Origin of the sequence: Streptomyces sp. NPDC057271 (genome assembly GCF_042668715.1) — a bacterium.
In the GTDB taxonomy this organism is placed as follows: domain Bacteria; phylum Actinomycetota; class Actinomycetes; order Streptomycetales; family Streptomycetaceae; genus Streptomyces.
Genome location: NZ_JBHUYJ010000001.1, coordinates 22,350 through 42,959, shown reverse-complemented (window position 1 = coordinate 42,959; position 20,610 = coordinate 22,350). Strand labels below are relative to the sequence as shown.

21 protein-coding genes are annotated in these 20,610 nt (G+C 72.6%); 7 read left to right on the top strand and 14 right to left on the bottom strand.

Annotation, left to right across the window (positions count from 1 at the left end; all coding sequences use genetic code 11):
* The first annotated feature begins 78 nt into the window (after positions 1 to 78).
* Positions 79 to 2,181 carry an MMPL family transporter gene (locus ACFUJR_RS00200; RefSeq protein ID WP_383169760.1) on the top strand — a complete coding sequence of 701 codons (2,103 nt, stop codon included), beginning with the start codon at positions 79 to 81 and terminating at the stop codon, positions 2,179 to 2,181.
* A gap of 63 nt (positions 2,182 to 2,244) precedes the next feature.
* Here ACFUJR_RS00200 and ACFUJR_RS00195 read toward each other — a convergent pair whose 3' ends face one another.
* On the bottom strand, positions 2,245 to 2,877 hold the full coding sequence (locus ACFUJR_RS00195; protein WP_383169762.1) for a fasciclin domain-containing protein: 633 nt from the start codon (positions 2,875 to 2,877) through the stop codon (positions 2,245 to 2,247).
* 221 nt (positions 2,878 to 3,098) lie between these two features.
* On the opposite strand from ACFUJR_RS00195, the gene ACFUJR_RS00190 reads away from it, so the two are divergent.
* Together ACFUJR_RS00190 and ACFUJR_RS00185 are read left to right on the top strand one after the other, a co-directional pair.
* Positions 3,099 to 3,683 (top strand): sigma-70 family RNA polymerase sigma factor, encoded by a 585-nt coding sequence (locus ACFUJR_RS00190; protein ID WP_383169764.1) that lies wholly within the window; start codon positions 3,099 to 3,101, stop codon positions 3,681 to 3,683.
* Positions 3,680 to 4,432: an anti-sigma factor domain-containing protein gene (locus tag ACFUJR_RS00185; protein WP_383169766.1), complete on the top strand. Its 753-nt coding sequence runs from the start codon at positions 3,680 to 3,682 to the stop codon at positions 4,430 to 4,432. Before ACFUJR_RS00190 ends, ACFUJR_RS00185 begins: the two co-directional genes overlap by 4 nt.
* 52 nt (positions 4,433 to 4,484) lie before the next feature.
* On the opposite strand, the gene ACFUJR_RS00180 is transcribed toward ACFUJR_RS00185, so the two are convergent.
* The 10 genes from ACFUJR_RS00180 to ACFUJR_RS00135 all read right to left on the bottom strand — a co-directional run bounded on the left by ACFUJR_RS00180 (position 4,485) and on the right by ACFUJR_RS00135 (position 13,154).
* Positions 4,485 to 5,399: an amino acid ABC transporter permease gene (locus ACFUJR_RS00180; protein WP_383169769.1), complete on the bottom strand. Its 915-nt coding sequence runs from the start codon at positions 5,397 to 5,399 to the stop codon at positions 4,485 to 4,487.
* Positions 5,396 to 6,061 carry an amino acid ABC transporter permease gene (locus ACFUJR_RS00175; RefSeq protein WP_383169771.1) on the bottom strand — a complete coding sequence of 222 codons (666 nt, stop codon included), beginning with the start codon at positions 6,059 to 6,061 and terminating at the stop codon, positions 5,396 to 5,398. Before ACFUJR_RS00175 ends, ACFUJR_RS00180 begins: the two co-directional genes overlap by 4 nt.
* 13 nt (positions 6,062 to 6,074) lie before the next feature.
* Positions 6,075 to 6,917, bottom strand: a complete 843-nt coding sequence (locus ACFUJR_RS00170; RefSeq protein WP_383169772.1) for a glutamate ABC transporter substrate-binding protein — start codon at positions 6,915 to 6,917, stop codon at positions 6,075 to 6,077.
* A 39-nt stretch (positions 6,918 to 6,956) separates the two neighbouring features.
* Positions 6,957 to 7,697, bottom strand: a complete 741-nt coding sequence (locus tag ACFUJR_RS00165) for an amino acid ABC transporter ATP-binding protein (RefSeq protein WP_383169774.1) — start codon at positions 7,695 to 7,697, stop codon at positions 6,957 to 6,959.
* A 132-nt stretch (positions 7,698 to 7,829) separates the two neighbouring features.
* Positions 7,830 to 8,987 carry a 3-oxoadipate enol-lactonase gene (pcaD, locus tag ACFUJR_RS00160; RefSeq protein WP_383169776.1) on the bottom strand — a complete coding sequence of 386 codons (1,158 nt, stop codon included), beginning with the start codon at positions 8,985 to 8,987 and terminating at the stop codon, positions 7,830 to 7,832.
* Positions 8,984 to 10,327, bottom strand: coding sequence for a 3-carboxy-cis,cis-muconate cycloisomerase (pcaB, locus tag ACFUJR_RS00155; RefSeq protein ID WP_383169778.1), 1,344 nt, complete (start codon positions 10,325 to 10,327; stop codon positions 8,984 to 8,986). Before pcaB ends, pcaD begins: the two co-directional genes overlap by 4 nt.
* The gene (gene pcaG, locus ACFUJR_RS00150) at positions 10,324 to 10,890 is read right to left on the bottom strand and encodes a protocatechuate 3,4-dioxygenase subunit alpha (RefSeq protein WP_383169780.1); all 567 of its coding nucleotides are present in this window, start codon (positions 10,888 to 10,890) and stop codon (positions 10,324 to 10,326) included. Before pcaG ends, pcaB begins: the two co-directional genes overlap by 4 nt.
* 6 nt (positions 10,891 to 10,896) lie before the next feature.
* Positions 10,897 to 11,667 carry a protocatechuate 3,4-dioxygenase subunit beta gene (gene pcaH / locus ACFUJR_RS00145; RefSeq protein WP_383169783.1) on the bottom strand — a complete coding sequence of 257 codons (771 nt, stop codon included), beginning with the start codon at positions 11,665 to 11,667 and terminating at the stop codon, positions 10,897 to 10,899.
* Between the two features lie 33 nt (positions 11,668 to 11,700).
* Positions 11,701 to 12,405: a CoA transferase subunit B gene (locus ACFUJR_RS00140; protein WP_383169785.1), complete on the bottom strand. Its 705-nt coding sequence runs from the start codon at positions 12,403 to 12,405 to the stop codon at positions 11,701 to 11,703.
* Positions 12,402 to 13,154, bottom strand: a complete 753-nt coding sequence (locus tag ACFUJR_RS00135; protein ID WP_383169787.1) for a CoA transferase subunit A — start codon at positions 13,152 to 13,154, stop codon at positions 12,402 to 12,404. Before ACFUJR_RS00135 ends, ACFUJR_RS00140 begins: the two co-directional genes overlap by 4 nt.
* A 155-nt stretch (positions 13,155 to 13,309) precedes the next feature.
* On the opposite strand from ACFUJR_RS00135, the gene ACFUJR_RS00130 reads away from it, so the two are divergent.
* Positions 13,310 to 13,768 (top strand): MarR family transcriptional regulator, encoded by a 459-nt coding sequence (locus ACFUJR_RS00130; protein WP_352189968.1) that lies wholly within the window; start codon positions 13,310 to 13,312, stop codon positions 13,766 to 13,768.
* Between the two features lie 82 nt (positions 13,769 to 13,850).
* On the opposite strand, the gene ACFUJR_RS00125 is transcribed toward ACFUJR_RS00130, so the two are convergent.
* Positions 13,851 to 15,527 (bottom strand): IclR family transcriptional regulator C-terminal domain-containing protein, encoded by a 1,677-nt coding sequence (locus ACFUJR_RS00125; protein ID WP_383169789.1) that lies wholly within the window; start codon positions 15,525 to 15,527, stop codon positions 13,851 to 13,853.
* Positions 15,528 to 15,681: 154 nt separating this feature from the next.
* On the opposite strand from ACFUJR_RS00125, the gene ACFUJR_RS00120 reads away from it, so the two are divergent.
* Positions 15,682 to 16,935: a 4-hydroxybenzoate 3-monooxygenase gene (locus ACFUJR_RS00120; RefSeq protein ID WP_383169790.1), complete on the top strand. Its 1,254-nt coding sequence runs from the start codon at positions 15,682 to 15,684 to the stop codon at positions 16,933 to 16,935.
* On the opposite strand, the gene opcA is transcribed toward ACFUJR_RS00120, so the two are convergent.
* Together opcA and ACFUJR_RS00110 are read right to left on the bottom strand one after the other, a co-directional pair.
* Positions 16,839 to 17,816, bottom strand: coding sequence for a glucose-6-phosphate dehydrogenase assembly protein OpcA (opcA, locus tag ACFUJR_RS00115; RefSeq protein WP_383169792.1), 978 nt, complete (start codon positions 17,814 to 17,816; stop codon positions 16,839 to 16,841). The two genes, ACFUJR_RS00120 and opcA, sit on opposite strands and share 97 nt — an antisense overlap.
* A 159-nt stretch (positions 17,817 to 17,975) precedes the next feature.
* Positions 17,976 to 18,854, bottom strand: coding sequence for an alpha/beta fold hydrolase (locus tag ACFUJR_RS00110; RefSeq protein WP_383169793.1), 879 nt, complete (start codon positions 18,852 to 18,854; stop codon positions 17,976 to 17,978).
* 63 nt (positions 18,855 to 18,917) lie between these two features.
* On the opposite strand from ACFUJR_RS00110, the gene ACFUJR_RS00105 reads away from it, so the two are divergent.
* Complete coding sequence (locus tag ACFUJR_RS00105; RefSeq protein ID WP_383169795.1) at positions 18,918 to 19,517, top strand: sigma-70 family RNA polymerase sigma factor; 600 nt, start codon at positions 18,918 to 18,920, stop codon at positions 19,515 to 19,517.
* 39 nt (positions 19,518 to 19,556) lie between these two features.
* Positions 19,557 to 20,477 (top strand): oxidoreductase, encoded by a 921-nt coding sequence (locus tag ACFUJR_RS00100; RefSeq protein ID WP_383169797.1) that lies wholly within the window; start codon positions 19,557 to 19,559, stop codon positions 20,475 to 20,477.
* Positions 20,478 to 20,610: the final 133 nt, after the last annotated feature.

Sequence of the window (20,610 nt, the reverse complement as noted above, 5' to 3'; positions counted from 1 at the left end):
TGAATCTCTCTCAATCATTGAGATTCTTTACCTTCGAGATACCTTGTGTCCCCGAGAGACCTCGTCCCTGGAGTCCGCATGTCCAGCCCCACACGATGGGCAGGCCGTCTGCTGCCCCTCGTCCTGCTCGTCGTCTGGCTCGCCGTCGGAGGCGGGCTCGGCCCGTACGCGGGAAAGCTCGGTGAGGTGGCCACCAACGACCAGGCCGCCTTCCTCCCACGCAGCGCCGAGTCGACCCGTGTGATCGAAGCACAGCGAGCCTTCCGCCAGCAGGAGACACTCCCCGCGCTCGTCGTCTGGACGGCGCCCGGCGGTGGCACCATCGGCGCGGAGCAGCGGTCCGCCGCCACCCGCGCGCTGGCCACGCTCACCGGAGAGCCCGGTGTCGTCGGTACGCCGTCCCCGGCCCTGCCCTCCGAGGACGGGGAGGCACTGCGCGGAGTCGTCCAGCTCCGCCCGGACCTGGGCGAGGAGTTGGCGCCCACACTGCAGTCGATCGACCGGGCGGCGTCCTCGGTGCCCGGGACGACCGTCTGGCTCGCCGGCCCCGCCGCCACCCAGGCCGACCTGTCGGACGCCTTCGCCGGCATCGACGGACTGCTGCTCGCCGTCGCCCTGGTCACGGTGCTGCTCATCCTGCTGCTCGTGTACCGCAGCGTGCTCCTGCCCCTGGTCATCATCCTGGGCGCGGTGTTCTCGCTCGCTCTGGCGTGCGCCGTCGTGTACGTCCTGGCCGACCACGACGTCGTCCGCGTGGACGGTCAGGTACAGGGCATTCTGTCGATCCTGGTCATCGGCGCCGCCACCGACTACGCGCTGCTCCTCGCCGCCCGGTACCGGGAGGAGCTCGCCCGCCGCGACGGCGACCGGTTCCCCGCCATGCGCGCCGCGCTGCGGCGGTCCGCCGGACCGATCACGGCCAGCGCGGCCACCGTGGCGCTGGGCCTGCTCGCCCTGCTCTTCAGCGATCTGACGAACAACCGGGCACTGGGGCCGGTCGGAGCCATCGGCATCGTCTGCGCCGTGCTGAGCGCCCTGACCTTCCTGCCGGCCGTCCTCGTCCTGCTCGGCCGCGCCGCGTACTGGCCCGCACGGCCACGTCCGTCGGACTCCGAGAGCGGCGGCCACGGCATCTGGCGGCGGGTGGCCGCGCTCGTGGACCGCGCGCCGCGCAGGGTCTGGGCGGCGACTCTCGCCGGGCTCCTCGCCTGCGCCGCCTTCGCGCCCACCCTGCAGTCCCAGGGGGTCCCGCTCGACGAGATCTTCGTGAACGACGCCCCCTCCGTCGCCGCGCAGGAGACACTCGGCCGTCACTTCCCCGGCGGCGCGGGCAATCCGGCGGTCGTGATCGCCGACGCGCCCGCCCTGGACGGCGTCACCGCGGCCGCCGAGAGCGTGGACGGCGTGGACTCGGTCACCGCGGTCACCGCCTCCGGGCGGCCGGGGGCCGGTGCACCGCTCGTCGTCGACGGCAGGGTCAGGATCGACGTCACCCTGACCGACGCCGCGGACAGCGAAGCCGCCAAGGACGCCGTCGCCCGGCTCCGTACGGCCGTGCACGCGGTGCCGGAGGCGGACGCCCTCGTCGGCGGCTACACCGCTCAGCGGTACGACACCCAGCAGACCGCCGAGCGCGACCGGATGCTCATCGTGCCCGTGGTGCTCGCGATCATCCTCGTCATCCTCGTCGGCCTGCTCCGCTCCCTGTTGATGCCGCTGCTCCTCGTCGCCACGGTGGCGCTGAACTTCGTCGCCACGCTCGGCGTCTCGGCGCTGGTGTTCCAGCACGTGTTCGGCTTCACCGGCACCGACTCCTCGGTCCCGCTCTACGGGTTCGTGTTCCTGGTCGCCCTCGGCGTGGACTACAACATCTTCCTGATGTCCCGGGTCAGGGAGGAGTCGCTGCGGCACGGGGTCCGTGAGGGCGTCCTGCGCGGGCTGACCGCGACCGGCGGTGTCATCACCTCGGCCGGTGTCGTCCTGGCCGCCACCTTCGCCGCGCTGGGCGTCATTCCGCTGGCGTTCCTGGTGCAGATCGCCTTCATCGTCGCCTTCGGCGTCCTCCTGGACACCCTCGTCGTCCGCTCCCTGCTGGTGCCGGCCCTCGTGCGGGACCTCGGCCCCGTCGCCTGGTGGCCCGGCGCGCTCAGCCGCCGCCCGAGCTCCGCCACCCGCGTGTGAGGACCGTGGCCGCCACCCGGCTCGGGGCAGGGTGGCGCCGGTACGGCGGGAGTACGGCACGGACTACTTCGGCATCAGCACCGTGTCGACGATGTAGACCGTGGCGTTGGCGGTGGGCACGTTGCCGCACACGACCTTCGAGGAGTCGTTGACCGTGTAGCTCTCCCCCGAACCCGAGGTGGTGAGCTTGCTCTTCTGGAGGGTCTCGAACGAGCCGTTCTCCAGCTGCTGCGGCGTCAGCTTCTGGCCGACGACGTGGTACGTGAGGATCGAGGTCAGGGTCTCCTTGTCGGCGAGGACCTTGTCCAGGTCGGCCTTCGGGATCTTGGCGAAGGCGTCGTTCGTCGGCGCGAAGACCGTGATGTTCTCCGCGTTGTTCAGGGTGTCCACAAGGCCGGCCTGCTTGACGGCGGCGACCAGCGTGGACAGCTCCGGGTTGTTCGAGGCGGCCGTGGCCACCGGGTCCTCGGCCATCCCTTCGAAGGACCCGGCGCCCTCCTTCGGCACCGAGGCACAGGCGGGGCCGAAGGGCTTGTCGACCGTGGTGCCGTCGGCGGCCGGCTGCGAGGTGGCGGCGTCCGGCGCCGCAGCGGCCTCGCTGCCCGACTGGCCGTCCGCACAGGCGGCGAGGCCCAGCGGCAGCAGCACGGCGGCGGTGACGGCAACGGCGGCGCGGCGGTAGCTCTGGCTGTTCATGATCACTCCTGAGTCGTCGGGCCCACCGATCGGTGGCCCACGCCGGTTATTCGTCACCCGGCCGCCTCCGGATGGCTCCTTCACCCGAATGAGTCATGAGGGCCGGCTGTCGCCCTCGGTGGCACGGGGCCGCGCCCGAACGAGTCCGGGAAGGCGACCCGTCCGGCGGGCAGGCGGCTTTCGGATCCTCCTCGTACCCCGAGTGCTTCTGGAGCTTCCCGGTGAGAGAGAACGTACGGATCGGCAGGGCCCCGTCCCCGGCCCCGGATCTGCCCGAGGTGATGGCGCGAGTGGCACGCGGGGACCAGCAGGCGTTCACGGCGCTCTTCGAGACGGTCTCCGGGCCGGTGCTCGGCCTCGTCCGCACCGTGCTGCGGGACCCCGCGCAGTCGGAGGAGGTCGCGCAGGAGGTGCTCGTCGAGGTCTGGCGGACCGCGGCCCGCTACCAGCCCTCGCGGGGTTCGGTCATGACCTGGGTCCTGACGCTCGCGCACCGCAGGGCCGTCGACCGGGTGCGCTCCGAGCAGGCGGCGAGCGACCGGGAGGCACGGGTGGCCCTCCTGGAACACACACCGGCGTACGACGAGGTGGTGGAGCAGGTCGAGGTCCGGCTGGAGCGTGAACAGCTCCGGCGCTGTATGCGCGGTCTGACGGAACTCCAGCACCAGTCGGTGACACTGGCGTACTACCGCGGCCTCACCTACCGGGAGGTCGCGGAACTTCTGGCACTGCCGCTGGGAACCGTCAAGACACGGCTGCGCGACGGTCTCATCCGGCTCCGGGACTGCCTGGGGGTGGGCGCGTGAGCGCGACGGATCCGCACACCCTGACCGGCGCGTACGCGCTCGACGCGCTGGACGCCGGGGACCGCGAGGCGGTGGAGCGGCATCTGACGGGGTGTCCGCCGTGTGCCGAGGAGGTACGGGAGTTCTCCGAGACCGTGACCAGGCTCGGTCTCGCCGTCGCGGTGGCGCCGACCGCGTCCCTGCGGACGGGAGTGATGGGCCGGATCGCGACCGTACGCCAGGAGCGGCCGACGACGCCGACGAGGCGCTCCCCGCCGGGGCGTCGCGGGCCGCGCCGGCTGTCCCACTGGGCGCTCGCGGTCTGCCTCGCGGGGGCCGTCGGGCTCGGCGGTGCCGCGGTCTGGCAGTACGGGCAGGCGGAGGAGGCGCGGCAGGAGGCCCGGCAGGCGCGCGGGGCGAACGACGCGGTGGCGGCGGTCCTGGCCGCCGCGGACGCCCGGATCTCCACCACCCGTGTCGAGGGGGGCGCCGTGGGTACGGTCGTCGTCTCCCGCTCACTCGACCGGGCGGTGTTCGCTGCGTCCGGCATGGCGGCGCCGCCGAGCGGAAGGGTCTACCAGCTCTGGTACGACGACGAGGGCACCATGCGCTCCGCCGGGCTGATGGACCCGCGTGCGACCGCCGAGGCGACCCTGCTCGACGGCCCCGTGAGCGGGGCGTCCGGCATGGGCGTCACCGTGGAACCCGTCGGCGGCTCTGCCCGCCCGACCTCGGCCCCGGTGGTCGTGCTCGCCTTCCCACGCGGCTGACGCGCCGGGCCCTCCGCGGGCGTGCGTCGCGCCGCGCGGGGTCGGCCGGTCGTCACCTGGTCTCGTCGGCGGGGCCGACGTGTTCGCCCGGGGTCGCGAGTTCCTCCACCGCGCCCGCGCCGACGACCGCGCCGGTCGACTTCTTCGCACGGCGCAGCCGGCGCTCCAGCCAGCCGGCGAAGCTGGTGAGCGCGAAGTTCAGGATCACGAAGATGACGGCGACGACGGTGAAGCTGGCGATGGTGTTGGCACCGTAGTTGGCGCTCATCGGGCGAACGGACGCGAGCAGTTCGGAGAAGCCGAGCATCGCTCCGCCGAGCGCCGTGTCCTTGACGATGACGACGAGCTGGCTGACGAGCGCCGGGAGCATCGCGGTGACCGACTGGGGCAGCAGGACGTTCGTCATGGTCTGGCCCTTGCGCATGCCGATGGCCTTGGCGGCGTCGGTCTGACCGCTGGGCAGGGAGAGGATGCCGGCCCGGACCACTTCGGCGAGGACCGAGGCGTTGTAGAGGACGAGCCCGGTGACGACCGCGTAGAGCGGGCGGTTCTCCGGGCTGATGTCGGTGAACTCGGAGTAGGCCGCGTTGGCGAAGAGCATCAGGATGAGGACCGGGATGGCGCGGAAGAACTCCACGATCGTCCCGGCGGTGGCACGTATCCAGCGGTGGTCGGAGAGCCGGCCGACGCCAAGAAGAGCCCCGACGGGCAAGGCGATGACCACGGAGAGCGCGGCGGCGACGAGGGTGTTCTTCAGCGCGGGCAGGAGGAACGTGGTCCACGTACGGGAGTCGGTGAAGAACGGGGACCACTTGGCCCATTCGAGCTGCCCCTGGTCGGCGAGTGTCGCCACCACCCACCAGATCAGCGCGCCGAGACCGAGCAGGAACAGCACGGTGTAGAGGACGTTGCGCCGCTTGGCACGCGGTCCCGGGACGTCGTAGAGGACGGTGGGCCTGGCCTTCATCGCTTCACCGCCACCTTCTTGCTCACCCAGCCGAGCAGCAGCCCCATGGGCAGCGTGAGGCAGATGAAGCCGGCCGCGAAGATCACCGAGATGAGGATGAGCTGGGCCTCGTTCTCGATCATCTCCCGCATGAGCAGCGCCGCTTCGGCGACGCCGATGGCAGCGGCCACGGTGGTGTTCTTGGTGAGGGCGATCAGCACGTTCGCCAGGGGGCCGACCACCGAGCGGAAGGCCTGCGGCAGCACGATCAGGCGCAGCACCTGGGGGAAGCTGAGCCCGATCGCGCGGGCCGCCTCGACCTGCCCGAGGGGCACGGTGTTGATGCCGGAGCGCACCGCCTCGCAGACGAAGGCGGAGGTGTACGCGGTCAGTCCGAGGACGGCGAGCCGGAAGTTGATGGTGGTGAAGTCCTCCGCACCCATGTTGACGCCGAGCGTCTGGAACAGTCCCAGCGAGGTGAAGACGATGATGACCGTCAGGGGGATGTTGCGGACGATGTTGACGTAGGCGGTGCCGAAGCCCCGCATCAGGGGGACGGGACTGACGCGCATGGCGGCCAGCAGCGTCCCCCAGATCAGGGAGCCGATCGCGGAGTAGACGGTGAGCTGCACCGTCACCCAGAAGGCTCCCAGCAGGTCGTACCCTTCGAGGAAATCGAACACGTCGGCCTGCCGCTCACTTGACGACGACGCCGACCTCCGGCGCGGGCTCGTTCTGGTACTCCGCCGGTCCGAAGTTCTTCTTCACGGCCTCGTCCCATGCTCCGTCGGCGACCATCTTCTCGAGGGCGTCGTTGATCTGCTGCTTGAGTTCGCTGCCCTCCTGGACGCCGATGCCGTAGTTCTCGTTGCTCATCTCGAAGCCGCCGAGCTTGAACTTGCCCTCGAACTCAGGCTGCGAGGCGTAGCCGGCGAGAATCGCGTCATCGGTGGTGACCGCGTCGATCACGCCGTTCTCCAGGCCGGTGAGGCACTCCGAGTAGCCGCCGTACTCCTGGAGCTGCGCGTCGGGGGCGATCTCATCCTTGACGTTCTGCGCGGACGTGGAACCGGTGACCGAGCAGAGCTTCTTGTTGTTCAGGTCCTCGGGCTTGGTGATGGAGTTGTCGTCCGCGCGGATCAGCACGTCCTGGTGGGCCAGGAGGTACGGACCGGCGAAGTCGACCTTCTCCTCCCGCTCGTCGTTGATCGAGTACGAGGCCGCGATGAAGTCGACGTCGCCGCGCTCCAGCATCGTCTCGCGGTCGGCGCTCTTGGCCTCCTTCCACTCGATGTCGCCGGGATCGCGGCCGAGCTGCTGGGCCACGTAGGTCGCCACGTCGACGTCGAAGCCGGTGTACGTGCCGTCCGGTGTCTTCAGTCCTACGCCGGGCTGGTCGAACTTGATGCCGACAGTGATCGTGTCGCCGTCGGCGCTCGATCCGTTTCCGCCGTCGTCGCCGCAGGCGGCCAGCGAGAAGGAGAGAGCGAGCGCGGCGGCCGCGGCCACCCCGGCCTTGGTGAGCTTGCGCGGATTCATGTGATCACCCCTGGGGGAAGCTGTGGCGGCGGCCGCGTGTCAGTGGTGCAGGATCTTCGAGAGGAAGTCCTTGGCGCGGTCGCTGCTCGGGTTGCTGAAGAACTGGTCGGGTGTGGTCTCCTCCACGATCCTGCCGTCCGCCATGAACACCACGCGGTTGGCGGCGGAGCGCGCGAAGCCCATCTCGTGCGTGACGACGACCATGGTCATCCCGTCACGCGCCAGCTGCTGCATGACCTCCAGTACCTCGTTGATCATCTCGGGGTCGAGCGCGGAGGTCGGCTCGTCGAAGAGCATGACCTTCGGCTCCATGGCCAGCGCCCGAGCGATCGCGACGCGCTGCTGCTGGCCACCGGAGAGCTGGGCGGGGTACTTGTCGGCCTGGGAGGCCACCCCGACGCGTTCGAGCAGTTCGCGGGCCCGCCTGTCGGCCGCCTTCTTGTCCTTCTTGCGGACCTTGACCTGGCCGAGGGTGACGTTCTCGAGCACGGTCTTGTGCGCGAAGAGGTTGAACGACTGGAACACCATGCCGACGTCGGCGCGGAGCGCGGCGAGCTCACGGCCCTCGGCGGGCAGCGGCTTGCCGTCGATCACGATCTCGCCGGAGTCGATGGTCTCCAGGCGGTTGATGGCCCGGCAGAGGGTCGACTTCCCGCCGCCGGAGGGGCCGATGACCACGACGACCTCGCCACGGCCGACGGTCAGGTCGATGGACTGGAGCACATGGAGCTCGCCGAAGTGTTTGTCGACGTTCTTCAGCACGACGAGCGCGTCGGGCATGGCAGCCTCCTGGTTCGCCGCCCCCACCCTCCTCACGTTCATGCTCCGCCCTCGGCCGATGTACCGCACGCCGGACGTCCGCCGAGTGGCTGAGCCGGTCTCATCATGCAAACGATTGTCATGTCGGTGCGGTCAGTCGGCCGGGGCAGTCCCGGGCGGGGCCTCCTCCGCGAGGACACGCTGGGCCACGGCGAAGGCCGCGTTGGCCGCCGGAACACCGCAGTACACCGCGGTCTGGAGCAGGACGGCCCCGATCTCCTCGGGCGTGAGGCCGTTACCCCGGGCCGCGCGGACGTGCATCGCCAGCTCGTCGAGGTGGCCGCGGGCCACCAGCGCCGTCAGGGTCACCAGGCTCCGCTCACGCCGCGAGAGCGTGGGGTCGGTCCAGATCTCGCCCCAGGCGTAGCGCGCGATGAAGTCCTGGAACGGCGCCGTGAACGCCGTCTGGCCCGCCTGCGCGCGGTCCACGTGCGCGTCACCGAGCACCTGGCGGCGGACCTCCATGCCCCGCTTCGCGCCACCGTCCGTGAAGTGGCCGCGCAGCGCGGCGAGGACGGCCTCGGGCCGCTCGGCCGGGGCCAGATGCGAGGCCCCCGGGATCTCGGTGAGCGTCGCGCCGGGGACCGCGTCCGCGATCTCCCGCAGATGCGCCGGCGGGGTCGCCGGGTCCTCCCGTCCGGCGACGAGGAGCGTGGGGGCGGTGATCGAGGAGAGCCGGTCCCGCAGGTCGAAGGCGGCGAGGGCGTCACAGCAGGCGGCGTACGCCGCGGGGTCCGCGCGGCGGTGGTCGTCGACCAGGCGCGGAACGGTGAAGCCGGGGGTGAACCAGCGGGCGGGTGCCGTCTCGGCGAGTGCGGCCAGTCCCTCGCGGCGGACGGCCGCCGCGCGGTCGGTCCAGTTCGCGGCGGGGCCGAAGTGCGCGGAGGAGCAGAGCACGGCGAGCCGCTCCACGCGCTGGGGACGGTGTGCGGCGAGATGCAGACCCACCGCGCCGCCGAGGGAGACTCCGGCGTACGAGAAGCGGTCGGCGCCGAGCGCGTCGGCGAGGTCGCGGACGAGACGGGCCAGGTCGGCGACGGTCGCCCCGGGGCCGATGAGGGAGGCGGGTGAGCCGCCGTGGCCGGGCAGGTCCCAGCGGACGATCCGGTGGGTGGCCGACAGTTCGGGCGCGACCGCGTCCCAGAGGGCGGTGGAGGTGCCGAGCGAGGGACCGAGGATCAGCACGGGCGCGCCGGGCGGCCCCTCGACGCGGTGGTGCAGTCCCGCGTACGGCCGCGGGGTGGCGGTCACGGTCGCTCCAGGGCGCGGTCGGTCAGGGCTCGGGCGGAGCCGGTGTACCGGGTGGGGTCGGTGAGTTCGTCGAGGTCGAGGTCCGTCAGCTCAGGTACTCCGGCGAGCAGTTCGGCGAGAGGGAGCCCCTCGGCGCGGGAGCGCCGGGCGAGTGCGGTGAGGAGTTCCTTCGCACGGCCACGCCCGAGGAGAGGGGCGAGAGCGGCGGAGAGCCGCTCGGAGACGATCAGCCCGCCGGTGAGGTCGAGGTGGTGACGCATGACGTCGGCGTGGACCCGTAGCCCCGAGCCCAGCTCGGCGGCGTCGCGGGCCGCCCCGCCCACGAGCCGGAGCAGCTCGCGCAGCGGCTCCCATTCGGCGTGCCAGGCGCCCGCGGGCCGCTCGTCCTCGGCGGCCAGCGAGCCGTACAGCGCGCCGGCCAGGTGCGGGGCGCGCCGGGCGGCCGCGGCGACGAGCGTCGCGCGCACGGGGTTCGCCTTGTGCGGCATCGTGGAGGAGCCCCCGCCCGCTCCCTCCGCCACCTCCGCGATCTCGGTACGGGAGAGGGTGAGGACGTCGACGGCGGTCTTCCCGAGGGCCCCGGCGGTGAAGGCGAGGGCTCCCGCGAGGTCGGCGACCGGGGTGCGCAGGGTGTGCCAGGGCAGCACGGGCTCGGCGAGTCCGGTCTCCCGCGCGTAGGCGGCCAGGAGCCGGTCGGCGTTCCCCGGCACTCCTTCGCCGTACGCGTCGAAGGCGGCCGATGTCCCGGCTGCGCCTCCGAGTTGGGCGGGCAGTGATTCCCGCACCGTACGGATGCGGTCACGCGCGTCGAGTACGAGCGCTCGCCAGCCGGCCGCTTTGAGGCCGAAGGTGGTGGGCACGGCGTGCTGGGTGAGGGTACGGCCGGGCATGACCGTGTCCCGGTGCGCGGCGGCCAGCGTGCGCAGCGCCCGCTCCGTTCGGTGGAGGTCGTCCAGGACCAGGTCCAGCGTGCGGCGCGCGACCAGCATCGTCGCGGTGTCCATGATGTCCTGGCTCGTCGCCCCGCGGTGGACGTACGGACGCCACTTCTCCGGCACCGCGGCCGTGAGGTCCGCGACGAGAGGGATGACGGGGTTGCCGCCGGCCCGCGCGCGCAGGGCGATGTCCGTCGCGTCGAAGCGGGCGGCGTCCGCCACGGCCGCCGTGACCGCGTCGGCGGCCCCGTGAGGCGCCTGCCCGGTGGCGGCCTGGGCGCGGGTGAGGGCCGCCTCCGCCTCGAGGAGCGCTCGCAGGAACGCGGTGTCGCCGGTCGCGGCCTCGGCCAGGGAGCCCGCGCGCCCCGGCGCGAGGAGGCCGACGTCGGCCGGTCCGGACGTCACGCGAACTCCAGGAAGACCGTCTCGCCCTCGCCCTGGAGGCGGATGTCGAAGCGGTACGCACGGGGCGCGGTCGCCTCGTCGGGCCTGGCGACCAGCGTGGCGCGGCGCTCGGGCGGGAGGGCGTCAAGGAGAGCGTCGGCGCCGTCGCGCAGGTAGGCCCGGGTGAAGAGGTGGTGCAGCAGGCCGCGGGCGAGGACACAGACGCTGATGTACGGCAGACCTGTGTTGCCGGGCGGCAGCGTGGCGAGCGCGTAGTGGCCGTCGGCGTCCGTGGCGACACGGCCGAAGCCGGTGAAGTCCGTTCCGTTCCGGCCGAGATGGCCGCCGGTGACCGGGTCGCGGCGCATCGAACCGGGCGCACCGGTGAGGGAGCCGTCGGGGGCGGCCTGCCAGAAGTCGAGGAGTGCGTCGGGGACGGGGGCGCCCTCGCCGTCGTACACGTGTCCGTGCAGGACGATCCGGTCGGGATGAGCGTCGGGCGCCATCCGCTCCCCGTCGGGGAAGGGCAGGGCGTACCCGTAGAACGGGCCGACGGTGTGGGACGGGGTGGGGAGAGGCGTCATCGCGGGTCAGCGCCCTTCTTCGATCCAGGTGGCGGAGGGGCCGTCGAGGACGATGTCCCAGGCGTAGCCGAGGGAGGACTCGGGCCGCGACAGCGCGTGGTCGTAGCGGGCGACGAGCCGTTCGCGGGCCGCCGGGTCGGTGACCGAGCGCAGGATCGGGTCGTGGACGAAGAGCGGGTCGCCGGGGAAGTACATCTGCGTCACGAGCCGCTGGGTGAAGGCCGTGCCGAAGACGGAGAAGTGGATGTGGGCGGGGCGCCAGGCGTTGTGGTGGTTGCGCCACGGGTAGGCGCCCGGCCTGACGGTGGTGAAGGTGTAGCGGCCCTCGTCGTCGGTGAGGGTCCGGCCGACGCCGGTGAAGTTCGGGTCGAGCGGCGCGGGGTGCTGGTCGCGCAGATGGGCGTACCGGCCGGAGGCGTTGGCCTGCCACACCTCGATGAGCTGTCTGCGTACGGCGCGGCCCGCCCGGTCGAGGAGACGTCCGGAGACGGTGATCCGCTCGCCGAGGGGCTCGCCCGCGTGCCGGCGGGTGAGGTCGTTGTCGGTCTCGGTGATGTCGGTGGGGCCGAAGACGGGGCCGGAGAGCTCGACGGTCTCGGGGTCGCCGCCGTCGACGGCGACGAGCGGCTGCCGGGGGTGGCGGAGCAGGGAGCTGCGGTACGGGGCGTAGGCGCGGGGCGGGTGGACGCGGGGTGTGGCACCGGCGGCCAGCTCCCTGTCGTACGCGTTCTGGAACTCGTCCATCTCGGTGTCGATGTCCGACTGGGTGAGGGCCATGGGGATTCCCGGGGGTGTCGGCGGGCGGGGGTGTCAGCGGGCGGAGGTGCCGGCGGCGGGGGCCGCGGGGGTTCCGGCGTGGTGGGCGCCGGCGTTCTGGGTGCCGGCGACCCGGTGGACGGTGGCCGCCGTCCTGGCGAGGATGTCGGCGGGGTCGACGCCGGGTGCGGTCTCGGTGAGGACGAGTCCGTCCGGGGTGACGTCGAGGACGCCGAGGTCGGTGACGATCCGGTCGACGCAGCCCCGGCCGGTCAGCGGGAGGGTGCACTCCTCCACGATCTTCGGGGTGCCGTCCTTGGCGGTGTGGGTCATCACGACGATGACGGTCCGGGCGCCGTGGACGAGGTCCATCGCTCCGCCGATGCCGGTGACCAGCTTGCCCGGTACGGCCCAGTTGGCGAGGTCGCCGCGGGCGGAGACCTGCATGGCGCCGAGCACGGCGACGTCGATGTGGCCACCGCGGATCATCCCGAAGGAGAGCGCGGAGTCGAAGTAGGAGGCACCGGGCAGGACGGTGACGGTCTCCTTGCCCGCGTTGATGAGATCGGGGTCGACCTCGTCCTCGGTGGGGTACGGGCCGGTGCCGAGGATCCCGTTCTCCGACTCCAGGATCACCTCCACCCCCTCGGGAAGGTGGTTGGGGATCAGGGTCGGCAGCCCGATGCCCAGATTGACGTACTGGCCGTCCCTCAGCTCGCGCGCGGCGCGGGCGGCCATCTGCTCGCGGGTCCAGCTCATCGCGTGGTCCTCCTCTCTATGCGCTTCGCCCCGGCCTGTTCGGGGGTCAGGGCGACGACGCGCTGGACGAAGACGCCGGGGAGGTGCACGGCGTCGGGGTCGAGCTCGCCCGGCTCGACCAGCTCCTCCACCTCGGCGATCGTGACCTTTCCGGCCATCGCGGCGAGGGGGTTGAAGTTCCGCGCCGACTTGCGGAAGACGAGGTTGCCGTGGCGGTCCCCGCGTGCGGCGCGGACGAGCGCGAAGTCGGTGCGGATGGCGCGCTCCAGGACGTACGCGAGACCGTCGAACTCCCGTACCTCCTTGGGCGGCGAGGCGAGGGCGACGTTTCCGTCGCCGCCGTAGCGCCAGGGCAGGCCGCCGTCGGCGATCTGGGTGCCGACGCCCGCGGGGGTGTAGAACGCGGGGATGCCGCAGCCGCCGGCCCGGAGCCGCTCGGCGAGCGTGCCCTGCGGGATCAGCTCGACCTCCAGCTCGCCGGCGAGGTACTGACGGGCGAACTCCTTGTTGGCGCCGATGTACGAGCCCGTGACGCGGGTGATGCGGCCCGCGGAGAGGAGGACGGCGAGGCCGGAGTCCATCGCCCCGCAGTTGTTGGAGACGATGCGCAGTCCGGCGGAGCCGCGTCGGTGGAGGGCGTCGATGAGCACGGCGGGCACGCCGCTGAGGCCGAAGCCGCCGACGGCGAGCGAGACCCCGTCGCCCACGTCGGCCACCGCGTCGGCTGCGGTGGGGACGACCTTGTCCATACGGGGAGCCTCCGGAGTCGAGTCGAGAAATTGCTCAGTGCACTGAGCATCTGAGGAATGTCGCCATGCTGACATCGACACTCGTAGGCGTCAATAGCCGCCAGGGGCGGGGGCGTATCGTTCAGTACACCAACGAACTCAACCGGAGGCAGACGATGGCCGCGGTCGATCTGACCACCCATCCCGGGCATCTGGCCCGACGGCTCCAGCAGGCGCACCACCTGCTGTGGACGACGATGGTCTCGGAGGAGATCACGTCCCCGCAGTTCGGCGTCCTCAACGCGCTGACCGCGGAGCCGGGACTCGATCAGCGGACGGTGGGCGAGCGCGTGGGCCTGGACCGTTCCACGATCGCCGAGGTCGTCAGCCGGCTCACGCGCCGCGGCCTGCTCGACAAGGTGCGCGACACCGAGGACGGCCGCCGCTTCCTGCTGCGCCTGACCGAGGACGGCCGCCGGACGCACCGCCGGCTGACGGTACGCACGGCACGGATGAACCAGGTCTTCCTGGCTCCCCTCTCGGCTGAGGAGCAGGCGCAGTTCATGAGCCTGATGCTGCGGGTGTCGGACGCGGCGGAACGCCTGCGGGACCCGTCGGAGGCCACGGACTCCTGACGGGCCGGGCCGAGGGGAGGCGGGGGGGCCGGGCCGGGTCGAAGCCGGTCGGAGCCGGTCGAAGCCGGTCGGAGCCGGTCGGTCAGGCTTCGGGTACGCGGGTGAAGCGGCCCGCCGTTCGGAGGTCCTCCTCGATCCGGGCGGCCGTGGCGCGCAGTTCGGGGAGGACTTCGGTGACGCACTCCTCCACCGTGCGGCGGCTGCTGTGCATGGCCACGTTCACGGCGGCCACCACCGCGCCCGCACGGTCGCGCACCGGCACGGCGATCGAGCGCAGCCCCTGCTCCAGCTCCTCGTCGACGAGGGCGTACCCCTGCTCCCGCACGCGCTGAAGGACGGCGGCGAGCTCCCCGACCGAGGTGAGGGTGTACGGGGTGAGGGCCTGTGGCTCGATCTCCGACAGCCACGCGGCACGGGCGTCGGGCGGCAGATCGGCGAGCATCACCCGGCCCAGCGAGGTGGCGTGGGCGGGGAAGCGCGTGCCGACGGTGATGTGGACGCTCATGATCCGGCGCGTGGCCACCCGGGCGGTGTACCGGACGTCGTGGCCGGCGAGCACCGCGAGGGACGCCGAGTCGTGGACGCGCCGCGAGAGTCCGGCCAGGTGCGGAGCGGCGATCTGCGGGAGCGGCAGACGCGAGAGGTACGGGTAGCCGAGCGCGAGGACCCGCGGGGTGAGCCGGAAGAGGCGACCCTCGGCACCGACGTACCCGAGGTGTTCCAGAGTGATCAGAGCGCGCCGGGCGGTGGCCCGGGCGAGCCCGGTGGCCTCGGCGACGGCGCTCAGGGAGAGCGCGGCCCGGCCCTCGCCGAACGCCGTGAGGACGGTGAGTCCCCGGGCGAGGGACTCGATGAAGCCCCGTCCGAGTTCCTGCTTCGAGGCGTGGGTCCAGTCGGCGAGGCCGGGCGGGCTCTCTGCCGGGGCTTGCGCGCGGGAACGCGGACCGTTGGCCGCCTCGCGCACCTGCCCCTTCAGCAGGGCCTCCCAGTCCGCGACCGCGCTCCGCAGGCGGGGCAGCATCGCCTCGCGCAACGAGTCGGCCGTGTGGCGACTGGTGTGACTGACCACGCTCGCCACACAGGCGACGCCGCCGTCCGCGTCCCGCACGGGCAGGGCGAGGGCGACCAGGCCCGGCTCGATGAGCTGGTCGTCCAGGGCCCAGCCGTCCTCACCGGCCCGCGCCGCCAGCGCGGCGAACTCCGTCTCGTCCGGCCCGCCGCCGGGCGGGACGGCGGGAAATCCCGCCGCCCGGGGGTCCGTCGCCCTGCGCGCCCGCCACCGCGCCCACTCCGTCTCCGTCCAGTCGGCGGCCGCCAACGCTCCCGGGGCGGTCCGTTCGGCCGGGAGCAGGTCTCCGATCCGGAAGCTGAGGGACATCGCGCGCCGGCGGGTGGCCTGGTGGACGAAGCGGACGCCGTCGCCGTCCGCGACCGCGAGCGACACCGACTCGTCCAGGGCGTCGGCGAGCGCGTCGGCGGGGCCGCCGAGCAGCCCGGGGAGCCCGAGGGCGGCCAGGTAGGCGTTGCCCAGGTCCATCAGCCGGGGCGCGAGGAAGACGTCCCGGCCGTCGAGGCGCACGTATCCCATGCGGGCGAGCGTGCCGGTCACCCGGTCGACGGTGGAGCGGGCCAGGCCGGTGATGCGCTCCAGCTCGCTCAGGCTGAGGACCCCGTCGGCGTCGGTGAGCCGGCGCAGCACCATGAGCCCGCGCATCAGCGGCGCGACGGCCTCGGGCGGCACTGTTCCGGTCGATGACATGGACTCTCCCTGACGATCTCGGGGACACCGTAGAGGACGGACGTCGCAGCGGTCTGCGGCGTCCGCGCGGGGCGTTGACAGCCGGGCGCGGCGAGCGCAGACTCGGCCCCACTCTTCAGTGAAGTTTACTTCACTATACGAACATGGAGGCTCGATGCACACCACCGTCGGCATCATCGGCGGCGGCCCCTCCGGGCTGCTGCTCGCCCGTCTGCTGCACGACGCCGGCATCGACAGCGTGGTCCTGGAGTCCCGTGACCGGGCATACGTCGAGCAGCGGCAGCGCGCCGGGATCCTCGAGCAGGCCACCGTCGACGCCCTGCGCGCCGCGGGGGCGGGCGCGCGGCTGGACGCGGAGGGCATGGCCCACGACGGCATCGAACTCCGCTTCGACGGCCGCGCCCACCGGGTCGACTTCCCCTCGCTCACCGACGGCCGCCGGGTCTGGGTCTACGCGCAGACCGAGGTGGTGAAGGACCTGATCGCCCTTCAACTCGCCGACGGCGGGCCGCTGCTCTTCGGCGCCCAGGTGCGGTCCGTGGAGGGCGTCGACACGGACCGCCCTGCGATCCACTACACCCACGAGGGGCGCGAGCAGATCCTGACCTGCGACTACATGGTCGGGTGCGACGGCTTCCACGGGGTCGCGCGCACGGCGGTGCCGGAGCGCGAGCGGACGACGTACGAGCGGACGTACCCGTACTCCTGGCTCGGCATCCTCGCCGAAGCCCCGCCCGTGTACGAGGAGCTGGTCTACGCCCACTCCGAGCGGGGCTTCGCGCTCGCCAGCATGCGCTCCCCCGCAGTGAGCCGGCTCTACCTCCAGGTGCCGAACGGCACCGACCCGGCCGACTGGCCGGAGGACCGCATCTGGGACGAGCTGGACGCCCGCCTCGCGCTCGGGGACACGCCCGAGTGGCGGCTCCGGCGTGGTCCGATCACCCAGAAGTCGGTGCTGCCGATGCGGAGTTCGGTGACGGAACCGATGCGGTACGGCCGGCTGTTCCTCGCCGGGGACGCGGCCCACATCGTTCCACCGACCGGCGCGAAGGGGCTCAACCTCGCCGCCGCCGATGTGATCGTCCTGGCGCGGGCGTTCGCCCGCCGGGCGGCGACGGGCTCGACGGAGCTGCTCGACGGCTACTCCGCCGCGTGCCTGCGCCGGGTGTGGCGCGCCGAGCACTTCTCGTACGCCATGACGACCACACTGCACCGCGATCCGGCCCAGTCCGGTTTCGACACCCGGCTCCAGCTCGCCCAGCTGGACCGGATCGCGAGTTCGCCGCACGCCGCGGCGGAACTCGCCCAGAACTACGTGGGGTTGCCGATCGAGGAGGTCACGGAGGCCGATGGGGTCCCGGAGGCAGCGGAGGCCGATGAGGTCGCGGTCCGCAGGGCCGAGGCGTAGATCTCGTCGGGGTCGAGCCTGCGCAACTCCTCGGCGATCAGCTCGGCCGTCGTACGGACCTTGAGGGCGAGGACCCGGTTGGGCTGGCCGGGGATGGAGAGCCGGGCGACCGGGCCTTCGGGCCGGTCGATGCGGATCTCGCCGTCGGGCGTGCCGAGGCGCACGGCGGTGACGACCGGCCCGTCCGTGACGACCCGTTCGACCGGGACCCGCAGGCGGTCCTCGAACCAGCGGGCCAGCAGCTCGGCGCTCGGGTTGTCGGCCTCGCTCTCCACGGCTGCCGAGACGACCGTCGCGGCGGCCTGGTCGAGGGCGGCGGCCAGCATCGAGCGCCACGGGGTGAGCCGGGTCCAGGCGAGGTCGGTGTCACCGGGCGCGTAGGAGGCGGCGCGGACGGCCAGGGCGGCGAGCGGGTCCTCGACGGCGTACGCGTCGGTGATGCGGCGCTGCGCGAGCGAGCCGAGCGGGTCCTTGGCCGGGACGTCGGGGGCGTCGACCGGCCACCAGACGACGACGGGGGCGTCGGGGAGCAGCAGCGGGAGGACCACGGAGTCGGCGCGCGCGCCGAGTTCGCCGTGCAGCCGGAGCAGGACGGTCTCCCCCGAGCCTGCGTCGCTGCCGACGCGCACCTCCGCGTCCAGGCGGTCCTCGTACCGCCGCCGGGGTGAACGGACGTGACGTTTGATGACGACGAGCGTGCGCGAGGGGTGCTCGCGCGAGGCTTCGTTGGCGGCCTTCAGCGAGTCGTAGGCGTTCTCCTCGTCTGTGACGATCACGAGGGTGAGCACCATGCCGACGGCGGGTGTGCCGACGGCCCTGCGGCCCTCGACGATCGCCTTGTTGATCTTGCTGGAAGTGGTGTCCGTGAGATCGATCTTCATGGCCCGCGCCCGTTCCCTCCGTCGCCCTGCGATCGCTGCGGCCTGTCCCCCCGAGCCTACGCGGGCGGCGACCCTGCCGCCGCACCCACGGGTACCGCGCGTGAGCGCCCTCGTCGAGGTCTTCCGGGGCGCCTTCGGGTGCATCCGGGGCGCGCACCGTCACGAGAGGAAGTTCCCCACGGTGGCGACGAACGACGCGGGGTCGTCGATCCACGGGTAGTGCCCTGCCCCCGGCTGCACGGCGAAGGAGGCGTCGGGGAAGAGCGCGGCGAGTTCGGAGACCGGACCGGGCGGGCTGTTCAGGTCGAACTCCCCGGCGAGCACGAGGACCGGACCTTCGAAGGCGGTGAGCGCGGCGCGGGTGGACTCCGGGTCGAAGGCGCCCTCGGCGGCGAAGCCGGCGACCGCCTCCGCGTTGGCCGGCCGCGCGTCCGCGTGGTGGCGACGTGCCGCTTCGTCCCAACGGCCCCGGAAGAAGGGGGCGATGGCGCCCCAGTCCGCACCCCTGCCCTCGGTGAGGGCCGCCATGGCGGCGAACGCGCCGGGGAACCACGGCTCGTCCTTCCGGAGCAGCGCCGCCGCACGCCGCGTCTCACCGCGGACTTCGATGCCGACGGCCGCCGTTCCGGGGGTGATCAGGGCGAGGCGGCGCACCCGGAGCGGGTACCGGGCGGCGTACATGACGGCGATGTTCGCGCCGCCGGAGTGGCCGAGCAGGTCGACGCGGTCCAGGCCGAGGTGGACTCGCAGGGCCTCGACGTCCTCGACGACACGGTCGCAGCGGTAGGAGGCGGGATCCCCGGGAACGGCGGAGTCCCCCGTCCCGCGCGGGTCGGGCAGGATCAGCCGGCGGCGCGCGGAGAGGCCACCGAGGTCTCCGAGGTAACGGGAGTCCGTGGGACCCCCGGGGACACAGATGACGGGTTCACCGGCCGGTCCCGCACGGCCTTCCCTGCGGCCTTCCGTGCGGCCTTCCGTGCGGCCTTCCGTGCGGTGGGCGAGGCGGGTTCCGTCCGATGCGGCGAAGTAGGAGGTCATGGAAGGACTCTGCCATCCACAACCGAGTAGTACAACCTGGTTATGACGCGGTATAACCGAGTCATGGAACGCGAGGAGATCACCGAGGAACAGGCGGCGCGCATGCTCGCCGCCATGAACGAGGTCATCCGGGCGGGCGAGGAGATGCGGCGGCTGCGTGCCGAGATGATCAGGGTGTTCGTCGGCTACGGCTGGACGCAGGAGCGCATCGCCCGGCTCACGGAGATGAGCCAGCCCGCCGTGTCCAAGCAGGTCAGGGCCGGTTCGCCGGAGGCGCCGATGACCCTCTCCCTCCGGCAGGACGACGCCCCGTGGCTCGAAGGGCGGCTCTGGGGTCTCGCCGAGGCGATCTCCGAATCCTGCGACGAGACCGCCCTCTGCACCCCGTACGTCCACGCGTTCGCGCGCGGCCGGAAGCGCTTCACGTCCCGGACCGTCGACGAGCTGCGTCGTCTGGTCGAGGAGGACCTCAGGGCGCACCGGGACCGGTTTCCCGCCACCCGTCGGACCGCGTACCGGACGGCGTACGACGAGATCAGCCGCGGTCTCGACGTCCCCGCGAAGACCCCCGGGACCTCGCCCGCACCCTCCTCGGCCACCCCCTCGATGCGTCGCACCCTCGCTCACCAGCTGCAACGTGACCGGCTCCGGACCGACGGCTGACCCTGGCGCCCGGGGCCACCGGCGGGAGATCATCTCCGGATGACCACGGAAACGATCACCGCAGCCGCCTCGGGCACCTGGACACTCGGCGACCTCACGGTCAACCGGATCGGCTTCGGCTCGATGCGCCTGCCGCAGACCGGAGAGGCGCTCATCGAGAACGCCGTCCCGCGCGACCGGGACCAGGCCGTCGCCGTACTGCGCCGGGCCGTCGAGCTCGGCGTGAACCACATCGACACCGCCGCGTTCTACTTCTCACCCCTGCGCTCCGCCAACGAGCTGATCAACCGCGCCCTGGCGCCGTACTACGGGGACGACCTGGTCATCACCACCAAGGTCGGACCCTGCCGGGACGCGGCGGGACGTTGGGCGACGCACGCCGCGACCCCGCAGGAGCTGCGCGGGCAGGTCGAGGAGAACCTGCGTCAGCTCGGCCGCGACCACCTCGACGTGGTGAACCTGCGTATTCTCGGCACCGACTCGATCACCGAGCGCTTCGGGGCGCTGGCCGAACTGCGCCAGGCCGGTCTCATCCGCCACCTGGGTCTCTCCAACGTCCACCCGCACCACGTGGCCGAGGCCCGGGCGATCGCCCCGGTGGTCTGCGTACAGAACCGGTACGGGATCGGGGTGCGGCCGGACCACGACGCGTTCGTCCGCGAATGCGGAGAACAGGGCATCGCGTACGTCCCCTTCTACTCCATCGCCGGAGCGGCGGGCCAGGCGGGCGCCGCCCAGGCCGCGGTGGACGCGGAGGTGTCGGCCGTCGCCCGGGCGCACGGGGCGAGCCCGGCACAGGTGCGCATCGCGTGGACGCTGCACCGGGGTGCCCACGTGCTCGCCATTCCCGGCACGGGCGACCTGGGGCATCTGGAGGCCAACGTCGCCGCGGGAGCGCTGCGCCTCACCGAGGACGAACTGGCCACCCTGGACGCCCTGCACCGTCGCGGCGAGGCATAGGCGTTCGTTCGGTCGGCGGCGGTGCTTCCACGCACCGCCGCCGCACCGCCGCCGCACCGCCGCGCCGGCCGTCCTTTCAGGCGCGCCCCGCGGCCCTCCGGGTGCCAAGGGAAAGAGAGTCGACGAACACGAC

Excerpts from the sequence above, each read along its gene's own strand:
- ACFUJR_RS00125 (WP_383169789.1), bottom strand. The coding sequence starts at position 15,527 with ATGTCATCGACCGGAACAGTGCCGCCCGAGGCCGTCGCGCCGCTGATG.
- ACFUJR_RS00180 (WP_383169769.1), bottom strand. The coding sequence starts at position 5,399 with ATGAAGGCCAGGCCCACCGTCCTCTACGACGTCCCGGGACCGCGTGCC.
- pcaH (WP_383169783.1), bottom strand. The coding sequence starts at position 11,667 with ATGGCCCTCACCCAGTCGGACATCGACACCGAGATGGACGAGTTCCAG.
- ACFUJR_RS00200 (WP_383169760.1), top strand. The coding sequence starts at position 79 with ATGTCCAGCCCCACACGATGGGCAGGCCGTCTGCTGCCCCTCGTCCTG.
- ACFUJR_RS00100 (WP_383169797.1), top strand. The coding sequence starts at position 19,557 with ATGACCACGGAAACGATCACCGCAGCCGCCTCGGGCACCTGGACACTC.
- ACFUJR_RS00170 (WP_383169772.1), bottom strand. The coding sequence starts at position 6,917 with ATGAATCCGCGCAAGCTCACCAAGGCCGGGGTGGCCGCGGCCGCCGCG.
- ACFUJR_RS00110 (WP_383169793.1), bottom strand. The coding sequence starts at position 18,854 with ATGACCTCCTACTTCGCCGCATCGGACGGAACCCGCCTCGCCCACCGC.
- opcA (WP_383169792.1), bottom strand. The coding sequence starts at position 17,816 with ATGAAGATCGATCTCACGGACACCACTTCCAGCAAGATCAACAAGGCG.
- ACFUJR_RS00195 (WP_383169762.1), bottom strand. The coding sequence starts at position 2,877 with ATGAACAGCCAGAGCTACCGCCGCGCCGCCGTTGCCGTCACCGCCGCC.
- pcaG (WP_383169780.1), bottom strand. The coding sequence starts at position 10,890 with ATGACGCCTCTCCCCACCCCGTCCCACACCGTCGGCCCGTTCTACGGG.
- ACFUJR_RS00120 (WP_383169790.1), top strand. The coding sequence starts at position 15,682 with ATGCACACCACCGTCGGCATCATCGGCGGCGGCCCCTCCGGGCTGCTG.
- ACFUJR_RS00105 (WP_383169795.1), top strand. The coding sequence starts at position 18,918 with ATGGAACGCGAGGAGATCACCGAGGAACAGGCGGCGCGCATGCTCGCC.
- ACFUJR_RS00135 (WP_383169787.1), bottom strand. The coding sequence starts at position 13,154 with ATGGACAAGGTCGTCCCCACCGCAGCCGACGCGGTGGCCGACGTGGGC.
- ACFUJR_RS00140 (WP_383169785.1), bottom strand. The coding sequence starts at position 12,405 with ATGAGCTGGACCCGCGAGCAGATGGCCGCCCGCGCCGCGCGCGAGCTG.
- ACFUJR_RS00165 (WP_383169774.1), bottom strand. The coding sequence starts at position 7,697 with ATGCCCGACGCGCTCGTCGTGCTGAAGAACGTCGACAAACACTTCGGC.
- ACFUJR_RS00130 (WP_352189968.1), top strand. The coding sequence starts at position 13,310 with ATGGCCGCGGTCGATCTGACCACCCATCCCGGGCATCTGGCCCGACGG.